The sequence below is a fragment of the Asticcacaulis taihuensis genome (genome assembly GCF_900100255.1).
GTDB classification, from domain to species: Bacteria; Pseudomonadota; Alphaproteobacteria; order Caulobacterales; family Caulobacteraceae; genus Asticcacaulis; species Asticcacaulis taihuensis.
The window spans coordinates 55173-70798 of sequence record NZ_FMTS01000003.1; the positions used below are offsets into that span (position 1 = coordinate 55173).

9 protein-coding genes are annotated in these 15626 nt (G+C 60.5%); 3 read left to right on the forward strand and 6 right to left on the reverse strand.

Annotation, left to right across the window (positions count from 1 at the left end; genetic code table 11):
• Nucleotides 1–8: 8 nt before the first annotated feature.
• The 4 genes from BLO49_RS09315 to BLO49_RS09330 all read right to left on the reverse strand — a co-directional run bounded on the left by BLO49_RS09315 (nucleotide 9) and on the right by BLO49_RS09330 (nucleotide 6840).
• Nucleotides 9–1013, reverse strand: a complete 1005-nt coding sequence (locus BLO49_RS09315) for a YncE family protein (protein WP_090647524.1) — start codon at nucleotides 1011–1013, stop codon at nucleotides 9–11.
• A gap of 184 nt (nucleotides 1014–1197) precedes the next feature.
• The gene (fdhD, locus tag BLO49_RS09320; protein WP_090647527.1) at nucleotides 1198–2022 is read right to left on the reverse strand and encodes a formate dehydrogenase accessory sulfurtransferase FdhD; all 825 of its coding nucleotides are present in this window, start codon (nucleotides 2020–2022) and stop codon (nucleotides 1198–1200) included.
• Complete coding sequence (locus tag BLO49_RS09325) at nucleotides 2022–4301, reverse strand: FdhF/YdeP family oxidoreductase (protein WP_090647530.1); 2280 nt, start codon at nucleotides 4299–4301, stop codon at nucleotides 2022–2024. The genes fdhD and BLO49_RS09325 overlap by 1 nt, the downstream gene beginning before the upstream one ends.
• A 163-nt stretch (nucleotides 4302–4464) precedes the next feature.
• Nucleotides 4465–6840 (reverse strand): glycoside hydrolase family 127 protein, encoded by a 2376-nt coding sequence (locus BLO49_RS09330; RefSeq protein WP_090647532.1) that lies wholly within the window; start codon nucleotides 6838–6840, stop codon nucleotides 4465–4467.
• Between the two features lie 403 nt (nucleotides 6841–7243).
• On the opposite strand from BLO49_RS09330, the gene BLO49_RS09335 reads away from it, so the two are divergent.
• The gene (locus tag BLO49_RS09335; RefSeq protein ID WP_090647535.1) at nucleotides 7244–10033 is read left to right on the forward strand and encodes a TonB-dependent receptor; all 2790 of its coding nucleotides are present in this window, start codon (nucleotides 7244–7246) and stop codon (nucleotides 10031–10033) included.
• A 66-nt stretch (nucleotides 10034–10099) separates the two neighbouring features.
• On the opposite strand, the gene BLO49_RS09340 is transcribed toward BLO49_RS09335, so the two are convergent.
• Nucleotides 10100–11104, reverse strand: a complete 1005-nt coding sequence (locus BLO49_RS09340; protein WP_090647538.1) for a cupin-like domain-containing protein — start codon at nucleotides 11102–11104, stop codon at nucleotides 10100–10102.
• Complete coding sequence (locus BLO49_RS09345; RefSeq protein WP_090647541.1) at nucleotides 11101–12612, reverse strand: tryptophan halogenase family protein; 1512 nt, start codon at nucleotides 12610–12612, stop codon at nucleotides 11101–11103. Before BLO49_RS09345 ends, BLO49_RS09340 begins: the two co-directional genes overlap by 4 nt.
• Nucleotides 12613–12754: 142 nt before the next feature.
• Here BLO49_RS09345 and BLO49_RS09350 point away from each other — a divergent pair, with 142 nt between their 5' ends.
• Together BLO49_RS09350 and BLO49_RS09355 are read left to right on the forward strand one after the other, a co-directional pair.
• Complete coding sequence (locus BLO49_RS09350) at nucleotides 12755–13309, forward strand: hypothetical protein (RefSeq protein WP_090647544.1); 555 nt, start codon at nucleotides 12755–12757, stop codon at nucleotides 13307–13309.
• A 23-nt stretch (nucleotides 13310–13332) separates the two neighbouring features.
• Nucleotides 13333–15612 carry a S9 family peptidase gene (locus BLO49_RS09355; protein ID WP_090647546.1) on the forward strand — a complete coding sequence of 760 codons (2280 nt, stop codon included), beginning with the start codon at nucleotides 13333–13335 and terminating at the stop codon, nucleotides 15610–15612.
• Nucleotides 15613–15626 lie beyond the last annotated feature (14 nt).

Here is a 15626-nt window from a genome sequence, read left to right on the forward strand (position 1 = left end):
GTCCAGGCTTACCTGCTGACCACAAGCACCTTGAAAGTGCCGGGCAGGATGTTCGGTTTGCCGGTCTTGGGGTCTTCAGGACCGAACTCTGCGGTTGGCAGGAAGATACGGCCGGTGGCGGTATCGAGTGTGGCTGTGCGCGCGCCTGATCCGGTCGTCACCGTGTCGATGACATGCGGGACGCCTGCAAAGCTGATAACCGTCAACTTGCCGTCACGGGAGGGAATATAGCCTTGATTCGTACGGGCGTCGTAGAGCGCGGCATCTGGACCCGCGCCGACTGGCAGAGTTGCCACTTCGGCGCCGGTATCCGCATTGGAGACACGGGCGATGCCATTCTGGCACGCCGAGAGGATCAGCCGGCCGTTTGGTACAAATGCCATGCCCGAAGGTTCTTCACAGTCATCCAGAGGGTGAGTGGCCACGATCTTCAGAGTCCGGGCATCCACCGTTACGAACGCATTCCTGTCTTCCAGATGAGTGAAGACGAGCCCCTGTCCATCGACCGCTCCCGATTCGGCCGCGCCGCCGACATCGACACGGCCGGCCAGGGTTGATGTCGTAAGGTCGATAGCGTCCAGCGCGCCACCTTTATTGGCCATGACAAAAGCCAGGCCGGTGACGGGTTCGACAATTGCGGCATCCGGTTTGGCGTCTGTCCTGATTTCGGCTTTCACGGCGCCGGTTGCGGCGTCATTGATGGTGACGCTGTCGGCCTTGCCCTGCGTGATCAGCAGGTCAAGCCCCCCATGAACCGGCAGGGCGATATGGGCGCCCTTGGCATCGGCCAGGTGCGGCGAGGCCAGGCCGGTTTTCAGGTCGACAGCCGAGATAAAGCTGCCATGGGCCAAGTAAAGGGTCTGCCTGCCGGGATCAAAGCTTATGTAGTCCCAGCCGCCATCGCCGCCGATCTTCAACGCATCGGTGAGCTTCAGGCCGGATGACTGCGCCAGCGAGGCATTGCCATAAAAGCCGCATAAGACTGCAAATGCTAAACTCGTCAGTCTGATCATTGGATAAGCCTTTCATGGGAGGCTGGCATGGGAGGTTGGCATGGGGGTGGCCTAAGGCCGATAACGCAGGTTTATGCTTAGCAAACGAAACTGAAGCGAAATTGAAATTCCGGAGGCGCGGATGTTTTTTTGCCCGCCGGGCAAATGAAATGGCCTGAAGCTGACAATGCGGGCGTTGGCGACCTTATAGCGTTGAGGACTCTGTCAGCACGATGCGCTCCGGATGGGTAAAGACCTCGAAGCCATTGTGACGGGCGACGGCGATCACGGTCAGGCCGGCGGCTTCGGCCGTGCGCAGGGCCAGGGCCGTGGGGGCCGAGATGGCGATCAGGACCGGCGCGCCGATCACCGCGGCCTTTTGCACCATCTCGAGCGAGACGCGGCTGGTCAGGACGATCGCGCCGGTTTCTCCCGTGACGCCCGTGCGAGCCAGGGCGCCGGCCAGCTTGTCGAGCGCATTGTGCCGGCCGACATCTTCCCGCACCGCGACCAGTCCTTCGCCCGGCGACCAGAAGCCGGCAGCATGGACGGCCCGTGTCTGTTCGCCGAGTGGTTGCCGGGTTTCAAGGCTTGTCACGGCATTCAGGATATCGGACGCCGTCATTTTCAGGGCGGAAGGCCCGATCGGCACGCGTAACCGCAAAACCTCTTCCAGGCTGTCCAGGCCGCACAGGCCGCAACCCGTGGGGCCGGTGCGGCTGCGTCGGCGGGCGGTCATTAACTGGCCGCGTTCCGGCGTCAGCCACATCCGGGCTTCTATGCCGTTAGGGCCAGGCACGATATCCAGACGCCGGATATCTTCCGGCTGCGAGATCAGGCCCTCAGTGAGGCTGAACCCATAGGCAAAATCCTCCAGATCGGCCGGCGTCGCCATCATGACGGCCTCGGTTGAGGCATCATAGACCAGGGCCACCGGCACTTCCTCGGCGACTTGGCGCGTACCGGCACGGGCTGTATCGGCCCAGACGATATGGCTTACGGAGGAAAAAGGCGCCGGAATGGATGCCATCAGGCGGCGGCCGGACTGCGCGATATCCGCACCGGCACGGACTTGTAGGAGGGGGTGCCGCTGGTCTTGTCGTGGCGCGACAGCGGGATCAGCACATTGGCTTCGGGATAGTAGGCGGCGGCACAGCCGCGCGGGATATTGTAGCTGACCACCGAATAGCCGGCCAGGATGGCATCGGACACCGCCGAGGATACATCCACCACATCGCCGGTGACGAGGCCGCGCGCCGCCAGGTCATCCGGGTTCATGAAGATGACATCGCGGCGGCCGAAAACGCCGCGATAACGGTCATCCAGGCCGTAGATGGTGGTGTTGTACTGGTCGTGGCTGCGCAGGGTGGTCAGGGTCAGCACCTCCGGATCGGGATCGGCCGCCTCGGTATGCAGACCGGCGAACACGCGAAACTCAGCCTTGCCGGACGGGGTTTTCCATATGCGCTCAGAAGGCCCGACCGGCAGCCGGAAACCGCCCGGCGTGCGGATGCGTTCATTATAGTCATGGAAGGCCGGCAGCACCTGGGCGATGGCGTCGCGGATCAGGCCATAGTCATCGGCATAGGCTTCCCAGGGGATAGCGAAACGGTCGCCGAGGACCGCGCGCGCCAGGCTGGCCACGATCCACGGTTCCGAACGGACCTGTTCCGAAGGCGGTGGCAGCTTGCCAGTCGAGGCGTGGACCATCGACATGGTGTCCTCGACCGTCACCGACTGCGGGCCGGACGCCTGCATGTCCAGTTCGGTGCGGCCTAGGCAGGGCAGGAGGATGTTCTCCTTCGCCAGCAGGAGGTGCGAGCGGTTGAGCTTGGTGGCGACATGTACCGCCAGATCGAGACCGCGCACTGCCGCGAAGCTGCGCGCCGGGTCCGACATGGCGACCGCCAGATTGCCGCCGAGGCAGACCATGACCTTGGAACGGCCCTCCGCCATGGCTTCCATCGCCGCCACGGCATCATGACCATGCGCCACCGGCGGATCAAAGCCATAAACCCGTTTGATGCCTTCGCGCAGAGGGGCGGGCGCCTTTTCATCGATGCCGACCGTGCGGTCGCCCTGCACATTGGAATGGCCGCGCAAGGGACAGATGCCGGCGCCGGGGCGGCCATAATTGCCGCGCAGCAACAGCAGGTTGGAAATCTGCTGCACGGCGGCGGTACCCTGGCTGTGCTGGGTGACGCCCATGCCGTAACAGACGATGACGGATTTGGCCGTTGCGTAAATCTGGCCGGCCTGTTCGAGCTGGATGCGCGTCAGGCCGGACGCGGCCTCGATCTCTTCCCACAGACAGGCGCGCAGATCGTTGATCAGTGGCGCGATGCCCTGTGTATGTTCGGCCAGGAAGGCGCGGTCAAGAACGCCGTCGCCGCCGGCGGCCAGGTCAGCATCATCGAGCGCGATGACAGCCTTCATGACGCCTTTCAGCGCCGCGATATCGCCGCCGACCTTCAGTTGCAGGTAGTCGCTGGCGATCGGCGTCGCGGTCAGGGTCGCCATCTCCACAGGCGATTGCGGCGAGGCAAAGCGCTCAAGGGCGCGCTCCTTCAGCGGGTTGAACACCACGATCGGCGCGCCGCGCCTGGATACCTCACGCAAGGTGGTCATCATGCGCGGATGATTGGTGCCGGGATTATGGCCGATGGAGAAGATGGCGTCGGCATGATCGAAGTCTTCGAGCGTTATCGAGGCTTTGCCGAGCCCGATCACCTCAGCCAGCCCGACGCTGGTCGCCTCATGGCACATGTTCGAGCAGTCGGGGAAGTTGTTGGTGCCGAAGGCGCGCACGAAAAGCTGGAATAGGAATGCTGCTTCGTTGGAGGCGCGGCCGGAGGTGTAGAACTCCGCCATGTTCGGATCGGGCAGGGCGTTCAGGGCCGTGGCGATACGCTGGAAGGCGTCCGCCCAGGCGATTTCGACATAGCGGTCGGTGGCCGGATTATAGACCATCGGGTGGGTGAGCCGGCCCAGGTCCTCGATATCGTGGTCATGCCAGGTGAGCAACTCGCGCACACTGTGCTGGCTTAAGACCTCCGGCGTGGCGCGTTTGCGGGTGGCCTCCCAGGTGACGGCCTTGGCGCCGTTTTCGCAGAATTCAAACGCCGAGGTGTGTTTGGGGTCGGGCCAGGCACAGCCGGGGCAGTCAAAGCCATGCGGCTGGTTATTGCGCATCAGGGTTTGCGAGCCGGCCACGATATCCATCTGGCTGCGCAGCGTTCGCGCCACCGCCCTGAGCGCGCCCCAGCCGCCGGCCGGGGCATGATATTCGCGGATACCTTCGTCTGACATGGCGACTCCTGCCTTCTGGAGAAGCCTTGTATCACCCCTCGAAGGCAGGTTCCAATAGGCTTGTCAGACGTTTATGGCCGCCCTGAAACCGCCGCGTCGGTAAACCGTGAGTCGGCTATGAAACAGTCGCGCGGGCAACTCGCAGGTTAATGCGGCACAGGTGTTAAGCCGTGACACCGGCGGGCGCGGCGGTGAACAGCAGGATGTCGAACACCATGGCGGTGGAGCGGCCTTCCTTCGGCACCAGCTTGATCGTGACCTCCGTCTTGCCCTGGGTCAGGGCTTCCGGCACCGGATATTGCTCATCGAAGAATTCGCCCGGTTTCATTGGCGTCTTGTGCGAGACATTGGTTAGCAACTGCCCGTCGATCAGGATATCGAAATCGCAGCGGTCATCGCCCCAATAGGTAGCCTGCATCACCAGAGGACCAGGCTTCACCTTCATTGTGAAGGACATAAAGCCGCCGGAGCGGGCGTCACGGCCGTTGCGGCCGCGATAGGTGCCGGGCCAGGAGACATCGGATTCGAGATTGTGGTCGCGCTCGGCCTGCATTTCGCCGAGGTGCATGACATCGACCGAGCGGGCAGCAAGGTCGCGCTGGCGGGCCTGCTCAGTGAGGAAGGCGGCTTCCTCGACCTTCCATGCGGCCTCGTTAAATGCCTTGAAATAGACGGCGCTGCGGCGTTCCCACTGGCTGTAGAACGGCACGATCTTCAGTTCGCCCGGCCGGCCGATGCCGACGGTCTTGAACTCGGCCTTCTCGATCGCCACCGGCGCGAAACCGGCCAGCAGGTCATTGCCCACCAGGGCCGGATCGGTGGCCTTGTAATCGTCATCAACCGAAGCGAGGTCGGCGGCCATGACCATCGGGCCGCGCAGGAGGGCGACCACGCCCGGATTATCCGCGGTCGGCTCGATGCGCAGATCCATTGGCAGGTTGAGCGCCAGGCTGTCGCCCGCCTTCCAGACACGATCGACGATCAGATAGCCATTGTCACGCGCGGCTTCGACCGACTTGCCATTCACTTTGAGTGCGGCGGATTTCGCCCACCCGGGCACACGTAAGCCCAGCTTGAAGCGGGCCGGGCGGCGTAAGGTAGTCAGGCTGAGCTTGATGGCGCCATTATAGGGATAGCCGGTATCGAGGCGCAGACTGGCGCCCCTGGCGGCCCATTTGGCGGTGGACGGGATATAGAGATTGACGAACAGGGTGTCCGCCGTCTGCCAGTAGATCGACTCGGCGTGTTTGGCGTGGCTTTCCATGCCGGTGCCGTGGCAGCAGGTCCAGTTATCGTCCGCGGAGGAGAAGCCGCGGGCAGCGCCGGTGAACAGCGGCGTCATGTAGGAGAACATGCCGGTCTTCGGGTTTTGCTGCGCCATGACGTGGTTGAGGTGAGCGCGCTCGAAATAGTCGAAATAGGCGGCATCGGGTGACCAGCGATACAGGTCGCGGGTCAGCTTCATCATGTTGTAAGTGGCGCAGTGCTCGCAGGTCGCCTCGGTGATGTGCTTCGAGATGGTATCGGGCTCGAAGAAGTATTCGCGGTCGCCATTGCCGCCGATGACGAACGAATGGTGCTTCGTCACGCGCTCCCAGAAGAAGGCGGCGGCGGTGTGGTAATCGGCCTTGCCGGTGACGTCGTACAGACGCGCCAGACCCAGCACTTTCGGGATATTGGTGTTGGAGTGGATATTGGCCAGCTTGTCCTGCTGGGCCACCAGCGAATCGAGCACCTTGTGGTGGTAGAGGCGTTCCGAAAGCTTCAGCCAGCGCGGATCATTGGTGCGCTGGTAAAGCTCGGCGAAGCTGTCATTGATGCCGCCGTGCTCGCAGTTCAGCACCTCCTGCACCTGGGCGTCGGAAAGGGCGGCGAACACCTTGTCGATATAGCCACCGAGGCTGACGGCCACCGGAATGGCCTTGTCGAGACCGCACAGGCTTTGCGCATCGAACAGGCCGCTATAAAGCTTGTGCCAGTTATAGAAGGGCACCCAGCAGCCATTAAGATCGAAGCCGGCCGAGCGGATATCGCCCGCCATGATTTCCGGGAAAATCTCCTTGCCGTCGACAATGGTGCCATCCTTACGCTTGCGCAGGAAGCCGGCGACATAGCCGTCGCCCTGGGCGCCCTGGATCAGGGCCAGTTCCTCGATGACGTACGCGGCGCGTTGTTTCAGTACCGGATCGCCGGTCTGGGCATACATCAAGGAAATGGCGGAGAGATAGTGACCCAGGCTGTGGCCGGCGATGGTGTCGTTTTCCCAGCCGCCATAGGCTTCGGCCTTGGGTTTCAGGCCGGCGCCCTTGCGGAAATTATGCAGGAAGCGGTCGGGCTCTAGTGTCACCAGATAGGTGTGGTTGACATCGAGCGCGGTCTTGTAGGGAGAGGGCAGGAGGCGCACATCCTCAAGCGGCAGGCTGGTGATTTTTTGCGGTGTCATATTGCCGGCAAAGCTGCGGCTTGAAAACAGTCCGAGCCCCGCGAAAGCCGCCGTCGCGGTTAAGATTTGGCGACGATTGCCGGTCAGATTGGCCATTTTACCCTCCAGTTGTCGGACAATTTGGTATACAATATACACTGAATTGCAAGTCCTAAAGCGCATACCCGCCGTAATCCGGCGGCGTTTTTGGGTGAAAAATATTTGCTTTTGACCGGATTTTTTTCGCAGAGCATATGAAAATCGCCCATCCTTTTATGATGGTTGCCTATGCGGTGGATATTTTTTGTAAAATAATACAATGTGTTATGAATTGCGGCGGATTTCGTTCCTATATATGGAATGCGTGCTGGGCCTACCCTTGACCTGTTGCATATTGGATACATTAAATTGTCATGTTATTAGATTTGTCACGATATTGCCGTATATCGTATAAAATATTTTGACGATCTCCATTTTTCATGTCCACATCGTGTCATCAGTTTATCAACGGGGAATACAGATGTTGACGACACGAGTGAGTAAAACCGTATTGCTGGCCGCCACCGGCATGGCCGCGGCCATGATCTGCGCGCCGGCCCTGGCGCAGGAAGCGTCCGGCACGCCGGAACCGACCGCCGCCGAAAAGGCTGCCACGGCCAAGGCCGAAGCCCAGAGCGACGAGGTCATTATCGTCAAGGGGCTGCGCAAGAGCCTGAAGACGGCGGTAGACCGTAAGCGCAATTCCAAGCAGATTGTTGATTCGATCGATGCCGAAGACGCCGGCAAGCTGCCGGACAATAACGTCATTGAAGCTCTGGCGCACGTCACCGGTGTTCAGATCACCCGCGCGCGTGGTGAAGGTGAAAGCCTGATGATCCGCGGTCAGGGCGATATCCAGACCACGCTCAACGGCGCCCCGAACGCTTCCGGCGCTGGCCGTACGGCTTCGCTTAACGACATTCCGGCCGAACTGCTGAAGTCGGTGCAGGTCTACAAGACCCGCAGCGCCGATCAGGTCGAAGGTGGTGTTGGTGGCACGGTCAACGTCGATCTGCGTCGTCCGCTGGACCTCAAGAAGGGATGGACTTTCGCCGGCAGCGTCCGCAATGTCTATGCCAATATCGGTAACACCGAGAGCCCCTACGCCTCGGCCCTGATCGCCAAGCGCTTCGATACCGGCATCGGCGAGATGGGCTTCCTGGTCAACCTGTCCTACCAGGAAAACAATTATAACGAACAGTATGTCACCAGTGAAACCCCGGCGCTGTTCTGGTGCTGCGGCACACAGTGGGACAGCGTGCCCAACAAGGACACTGACATCGCCATGTATCGCGCCCAGTACGGCGTCGAGTACGGCAAGGTCCGTCGTCCGGCGCTGAACGCCTCTTACCAGTGGCGCGTCAATGAACAGCTTGACTTCGTTTTGGAAGCCTCTTCGTTCAACTCAAAGGAAAACCGCTCCTACAGCGCCCTGAATACCCGCATGAAGGACAGCCCAGGTGTCCTGTCAAATATCGTTTACGGCCCGGATGGTCACACGATCATTTCGATGACGGAAACTGACCCGAATCTGACCGACACGAACATCCTGCCTGTCGGCCCGACTTCGCGTGATGACTTCAACAAGGCCACCAACAACCGCGTCAATTTCGAAGCGCATTGGCATAATGATCGTGCGACCGTGAATTTCGCCGTTTACCGCGATGAGAACACCTTCGACAACCAGTGGGTCACGCAAACCCTGCGCCTGAATGGTCTTACCGGCTTCAATGTCGATTTCAATTCCGACAAGATTGAAGGCGGCGGTCCTTACGTCGAATATATCGGCGCCGACCCTTCCAACCCTGACGACTATGGCGTCAAGGAATGGGAAGACGGCAAGGCGTTTGAAAACAGCAATGAAACTGTCTGGTCGGCTGACCTGACCTATCGTCTGAGCGACGACAAGTTCTTCCGTTCGGTCCAGATGGGCGTCCGCCATAGCGATCGCAACGTTGATCGTGCCTATGGCTATCGTTATGCTGGCTTCAACACGCCGCTGGCCATCGCCGACTTCCCCGGCGGCACAGGGCTGGAAGAAGTGCAGAGCGATACGGGCGGCGCGGCGACGCCGAGCTGGTACCGTATCTCGCGTGAAAGCCTGCTGGCCAATTATGATGCGATCCGTAACTATCTCTATACCGAGCGTGATTATGCGGGCGGTTCCGGCGACTGGAATAACGAGGTCGTCAATACCGAGCTGATGCAAGGCAGCTTCACGTCCACTGAAAAGACAGCAGCCATCTACGGCATTATTAATTACGGCTTCAAGGCCTGGAACATTCCGGTAGATGGTTCGATTGGTGTGCGTACGGTCCATACCTGGGGCGAAAGCATCTCCACTCAGCAGGCGGTCGGCAAGGCGCCGGATTATGCGGTCACGCCCACGCAGGTTGTGGCACCGTCTGACGGTACTGATGTCATGCCGAACGCCACGGCGATCGTTCACTTCACGCCGAAGGTGCAACTGCGCCTGGGCTACTCGGTCAATATCCAGCGCCCGAACTTCATCGACGCCAGCTCGTTTGTCTTCTATGACACCAACGGCTGTAACTGCGGCTGGGGCGGCAACCCCGATCTGAAGCCTTACAAGGAAACCAACTACGACGCTTCGCTCGAATACTATTTCGGCCGTGGTGGTGTCCTGTCGGCGGCGGTTTACGACAAGAAATCGGATGGGTTCATCGTCTATGGTGCCACCAATCAGGTCTTTGACGGCGTAACCTATCGCATTGGCCGCCCGGTCAACACGGATAAGGGGGAATACCAGGGCATCGAACTGACAGCTCAAGGCTTCTTCGACTTCCTGCCCTCACCGTGGAACAACTTCGGTGGCCAGGCGAACTTCACCTATAACAGCAAGGCCAATATCTACTACTCGCAGTACAATGGCTCGCCCATTACTCAGGAACAGATCGATACCATTCCGGGTATTTTCGATGCGCCGAACAACTCGAAAACGACCTATAACCTGATGCTGTACTACGAGACTTCGAAGGTCAGCGCCCGTATCTCCTATAACCACCGCGATTTGTGGCGTGCGGGCCTCGACGGTTACTCGGCGCTCGGCTACAGCACCTATTTCGCAGCGACTTCTCGACTAGATGCGGCTTTCGACTATACGCCGGTCAAGTGGATGACGATTGCCCTGGAAGGCACCAACCTTCTGAACGACAATTCGAACACCTATTACGGGGCCAATCATCTGATCCCGCAAGGCGTCCGTGTTGCCGCCCGCACCGTCCAACTCAGCGCGCGTTTCCGCTACTAAGCGGAAACCAGCCTTGGGCAAAAAAACCCCGCTGGTTCGCCAGCGGGGTTTTTTTTGTTCTGAACCTTAAAAACGTTTCGGGCCGCCGAGGAAGAACGATTTGAGTTGCGTCATTTCCTGCAGGTTGAGGTCGGTATTGAAAGCGCCCCGGATATGTTTGGGCAGGTGGCCGGTCGGATCGCCTTCAAAGACAAAGTAATCCATCATTTCCCGCCACGCCCTGCGCTGTTCGTCCGGCATGGCGCGGAAGGCCAGACCGGCGATATGCAGGGCGGCCATGGGGTCGACCAGATCGGGGCGGGCATCGTTCCACCAGTAATTGACCAGCATATTCAGCGGGCCGGTGGTCTGGACATGGTGCCACCACAGGGGCGGGATAAACAGGCCGTCGCCCGGTTCGAGGCGGGCAGTCAGGGCGTGGTTTCGTGCCTGATCGAGTTGCGGGTAACGCGTCGGATCGGGGGCTTCCAGAGAGGCCATGCTGATGGGGACGCCGGCCGGAGAGCGATCGAGCGGACCGGGATAGAGGTTCGCGGTCTGATCGGGCGGGAAGAGGGTGAAGACCTTCTCGCCCGCCACGTGGACGGCGATATTGCTGGTGTAATCGAAATGGGTCTGGGTGCGCAGGGTATTGCCGATCCACAGGCGTGGCCGCACGCCGGAATCCAGCAGGGGCATGTCGAGGTCCGGCGCCATGCCCGGCACGAAGCCATCGACCGGCTGGGCCTGGAGATAGACCGATTCATTTTGCGGCTGGCCTATGGTCGAGAGGCACCAGTCGATAATAAAGCTCAGCGGGCGGCCATAGGTCTTGTAGTTCAGGCCGGTCAGGTCATCATTATAGAAAAAGCGGCCTTCATGTTCTTTTGGCAGGACGGACGCCTTGACTGCGACACCCGTGTCGTACTGGCGCAGATAGTCGCCGAGGGCCTTGGGAGAGGCATTGGCGGCCGCTACGGCCGGCCAGTGAGTGGCGAGCCCCTTGAGGATGACTGGCTGGCCGGAATAACGATTTTCGGCATCGAAAACGGCGCGATTGATCTGCTCGATCACGCGGACGGATTGGCTCATGCCTTCACCAGGGCCGGAGAGTAGCAGGCTTTGGTGATATAGGCTTCGTGGCCGGGCATTGAATTGGCCAGTCCAGCCGTGCCTTCGCGGACGCGGTCCATCCGCCAGCGGAATTCATCCTCCGGCATCAGGTCGGCAACCGGGTGATAGGATTTCGGCATCAGCCCTTGCCCCGCCAGGACAGCGAACCAGCTCGCTTCCTTGAAGAGTTCGTTGGGTTTTACGAGAGAGAGATTGTGCTGCGCGAAGCTTTCCAGCCGTGCCTTCAGGCTGTCAGGGATGTCCATATGCTTGCAGTAGGCCCAGAAGGGCGTGTCCTCGCGCTCGGTCACTTTGTAGTGGGCGATCAGGAAATCCTTCACATCGTCATAGGCGAAGAACATCTCGGCGTTGAAGCTGTTGCGCAGACTGTCGGTAATGCGGTCGCGCGGAAAGAAGCGGATCAGTTTCATGATCGCTTCCTGCACCAGGTAGATGGAGGTCGATTCCAGAGGTTCAAGGAAGCCGCTGGCCAGGCCCATGGCGATGACATTGCGGTTCCACTGCTTTTTGCGGTGGCCGGTCGTGAAGCGAATGACGCGCGGCTGTCCTTGTGGCTTGCCATCCAGCCGTTGCAGGATCAGGTCCATGGCCTTGTCTTCCGAGAGGTGGGATTCGCAGAAGACATAACCATTGCCGGTGCGATGCTGGAGCGGGATGCGCCATTGCCAGCCGGCTTCACGGGCCGTGGACATGGTATAGGGCGTGATGCCGCTGATCTTATCACATGGCACAGCCACGGCGCGGTTGCACGGCAGCCATTGCGACCAGTCTTCGTAACCGGTTTTCAGGGTCTGCTCGATCAGCAGGCCCCTGAATCCAGAGCAGTCGATGAACAGATCGCCGGCGATGGTCTGGCCGCTTTCGAGCGTAACCGAGGCGATATCGCCGCTTTCCGGATGCTGGCTGACGCCGATGATCTTGCCCTCTTGCCGCACCACGCCGCGCGCCTCTGAGTAGCGGCGCAGGAATTTGGCATAGAGCGAGGCGTCGAAATGGAAGGCGTAGTTGACGTTGGGCGCCTTCGGATTGATCTCGCTCATGCGGCCGAAACGGTTCATGCGCGCGGCGATGGTCTGCGGATTGAACAGGCCGAAATCACCGTTCCCGCCTGCTAGATGATAGCGCATCCAGTAGTGGGTGAAGTTGACATTCATATCGACGCCATAGACGCCGAACGGGTGGAAATAGTCGCTGCCCTGGCGTTTCCAGTCGACGAAGCGGATGCCGAGCTTGAAGGAGGCGTTGGTTGCCTTCATGAACTCGTTCTCGTCAAGTTCGAGCAGCTTATTGAATTCCTGGATGGTGGGGATGGTGGCCTCGCCAACGCCGACCGTGCCGATCTCGTCCGACTCGATCAGGGTGAGGCTGTACTTTTGCGTACCGAAGACCTTGGAAAGCGCCGATGCCGCCATCCAGCCGGCCGTGCCGCCGCCCACAACCACGATCTTACGAATAGAGTCCGCCATTTTGTCCGCCTTATGCTTTGTCGTTTAAGGCTTATGGCCCTGCGGTGCGGATGTCAATTCTGCGGTATATCGTATAAAATATTTGACACATGTCCTAAAGCGTGCGGAATAATGTCGGACAATAATGACTGGGGGTTATGACATGCGGATAGCGACGATTTTGACCGTCTGTGCAGGTATTGCCTTGGCGGGGGCTGGGCATTCCGCCCTGGCCGAAACGGTTACGGTCAAGGTGCCAGGCACGGCCATGCCGTGGATCATCAAGAAGAAAAACCCCGACCTGCCTTATGGCAAGGCGGACGGCACGGCGCCGGCGGTGGCGCCGCTGAAACTGACAGCCGGCATGTCATTGCAGATGACGGCCACCGGCTCGACCACCACGGTGGCGGGCGGCGGCAGTTTCGATCCCGGCGGGCAGGCCGAGTTCATCTGTGACGATCATCTGGGTGGTTCGGGTATGCCGTTTCCCAGCATCTATATGAGCCACGGCTTCTATCCGGTGCATCTCAACGAACTGGTGGCCATCTTTACCGATGGCAAGGGCCGGAGGGTCAAGTCGCCGTTTCCGGTCGGCACCGGCCTGACCATTACCGTGCCGGAAGGCGCGGAGGCGATCCAGTTCGGCCTGAATGACGATATCTACGCTGACAACAGCGGCGAAATCGACGTGACTATCACCCCGGCGGCGGCACAATAACTCAGAAACGGCGAGATTTCTCCATGCGTCCTTTGTCCTTTGCGCTTGCCGGCGGCATTTCGCTGCTGGCCCTGTCCACCATTGCCCGCGCGGAAATCGCGCCGATCGCCGAACGTTATGCGACGGCGGAAGCTTATTTGGCGGGCAAGACCGCTGAACTGGTCACCGATCTCGACCTGCGCGCCCGGTTCGTGGCCGGCGGCGCCAAGGTGCTTTATCGTCATGGCACGAAAGGGCAGGGAACAATCACTCTGGCCGATGCCGCCACGGGCCAGACCACGGAACTGACGACTGAGGCCGCCTTGCAGCCGCTGCTGACGCCGGTAATGGGCGCGGATGCCAAGGGGCCGTTCGATGTCTCGCCGGAAGACTATGACGCCGACAAGCGCATCCTGACGCTCAATTCCGGTGGCAAGAAACTGATCTATAACATGGCGGCCAATACGGTCACCGTCGCACCGGTCGAGACGAAGGCCGCCGACGAGGGCGTGGTCTCGCCGGATGGCCTCTACAAGGTGATCCACAAGGGTTACGACCTGGCCCTGGTCGAGATCGCTACGGCTAAGGAAACGGCCCTGACCGGCGACGGCAATTATGATCAGCGCTATGGCATGAACTATCCGATGTTCGCTGACATGGTCGAGGCCAATACCGAAACCCCGCCGATGCCGGTCAGCGTGCAGTGGTCGCCGGATTCGAAGCAGATTCTGACCTACCGTCTGGACCGCAACGGCAGCTATATCTGGCATGGCGTCCAGCCCAATCCGCCGGGCAGCCAGTTGCCGCGCCATTTCGACTATGTTTACCCGACCGCCGGCGCCGAGAAGGTGCCGCAGTTCGTGCCGGTGGTGATCGATGTGGCGGCCGCGCTCAAGGGCACCGTGGCGCCCAAGGTGCTGAACGTCCCTTCAGACTCCATGCTGTGGCCGGGCGATCCGAATTTCGGCTGGAACAAGGACAAGATCATCTACCAGTGGACCAAGCGCGGTTATGGAGAACTGGCCCAGTATGAGATCGACCCGGTCCGCAATGTGGCGACTGTCAAGGTGCGCGAAGCGGTCAAGCCGCTGGTCACGGTCACCTCGTCCTCGATCCGCCCCGTCCCGGAACTGGATGGTAGCCTGGTCATTTCCGAGCGCACCGGCTGGGCGCAGCTCTATTTCGTCGGCAAGGCCGATAAGCCCGAAGGCGGCAAGGCGCTGACAAGGGGCAACTGGGAAGTTACCGATATCGTCCGCGTCGACGACAAGGCGAAGTCGCTGCTGATCACCGGCATCGGCCGCGAGGCTGGCGTCAATCCGTACTTCTCCAGCCTCTACAGCCTGACGCTCGACGGCGCAATCCGCAACCTGACGCCGGAACCGCTCGACCACGACGTCAGCGTGTCGGAAGATGGCAAGACCTTCATCGACCGTATGTCTAGCCCGACCGTACCGACCCGCACCCTGCTGCGCAGCACAACCGACGGCCATATCATCGCTGAACTTGGCAAGGCTGATCCGTCGGCCCTGCTGGCCAGCGGCTTTACCCCGCCGGAGCCTTTCAGCACCCTGGCCGATGACGGCAAGACCATGCTTTACGGCATGATCTTCCGGCCGAAGAATTTCGATGCCACCCGCAGCTATCCGGTGATCGAATATGTCTATACCGGCCCGACGACGCATGTGATTGCCGAAGGCTATGGCCGCAATATCCGCAATCCGGCCGAGGGCATGGCGCAGCTTGGCGCCATCGTGGTTGAAATCGATGCGCGCGGCACCTCGCAGCGCGGTCAGGCTTTCCGCCTGCCGGCCTATCAGAACCTCGGCGAGGTCGGCCTGGATGACCATATCTGGGTGCTGAAGGCAATGAAGGCGAAGTACAGCTATTTCGACCTCGATCGTGTCGGCGTGTTCGGCCATTCGGCCGGCGGTTATGACGCCGCGCGCTTCATCCTGCGCCGGCCGGATTTCTACAAGGTGGCGGTGGCCAATTCGGGCAATCAGGATGAGCGTCTCGACAAGGCCTGGTGGCCGGAAGTCACCATGGGCATCGCCGATGACGCGACCTGGGAGAAGAACTCCAACATTCCGGTGGCCAAGAACCTCAAGGGCCATCTGCTGCTGACCCATGGCGATATCGACGACAATGTGCCGGTGGCGGCGACCCTGCGCCTCGATGCGGCCCTGGTGGCGGCCAACAAGCCGCACGAGCTGGTCATCTTCGCCAACCGCACACACAACTCGATCGGGCCCTACTACTGGCGCAAGCACATGGACTTTTTCACCCAGTACCTGCTGGACGAGACGCCACCGGCGTTCTAAGCGCCGGCGGCAGC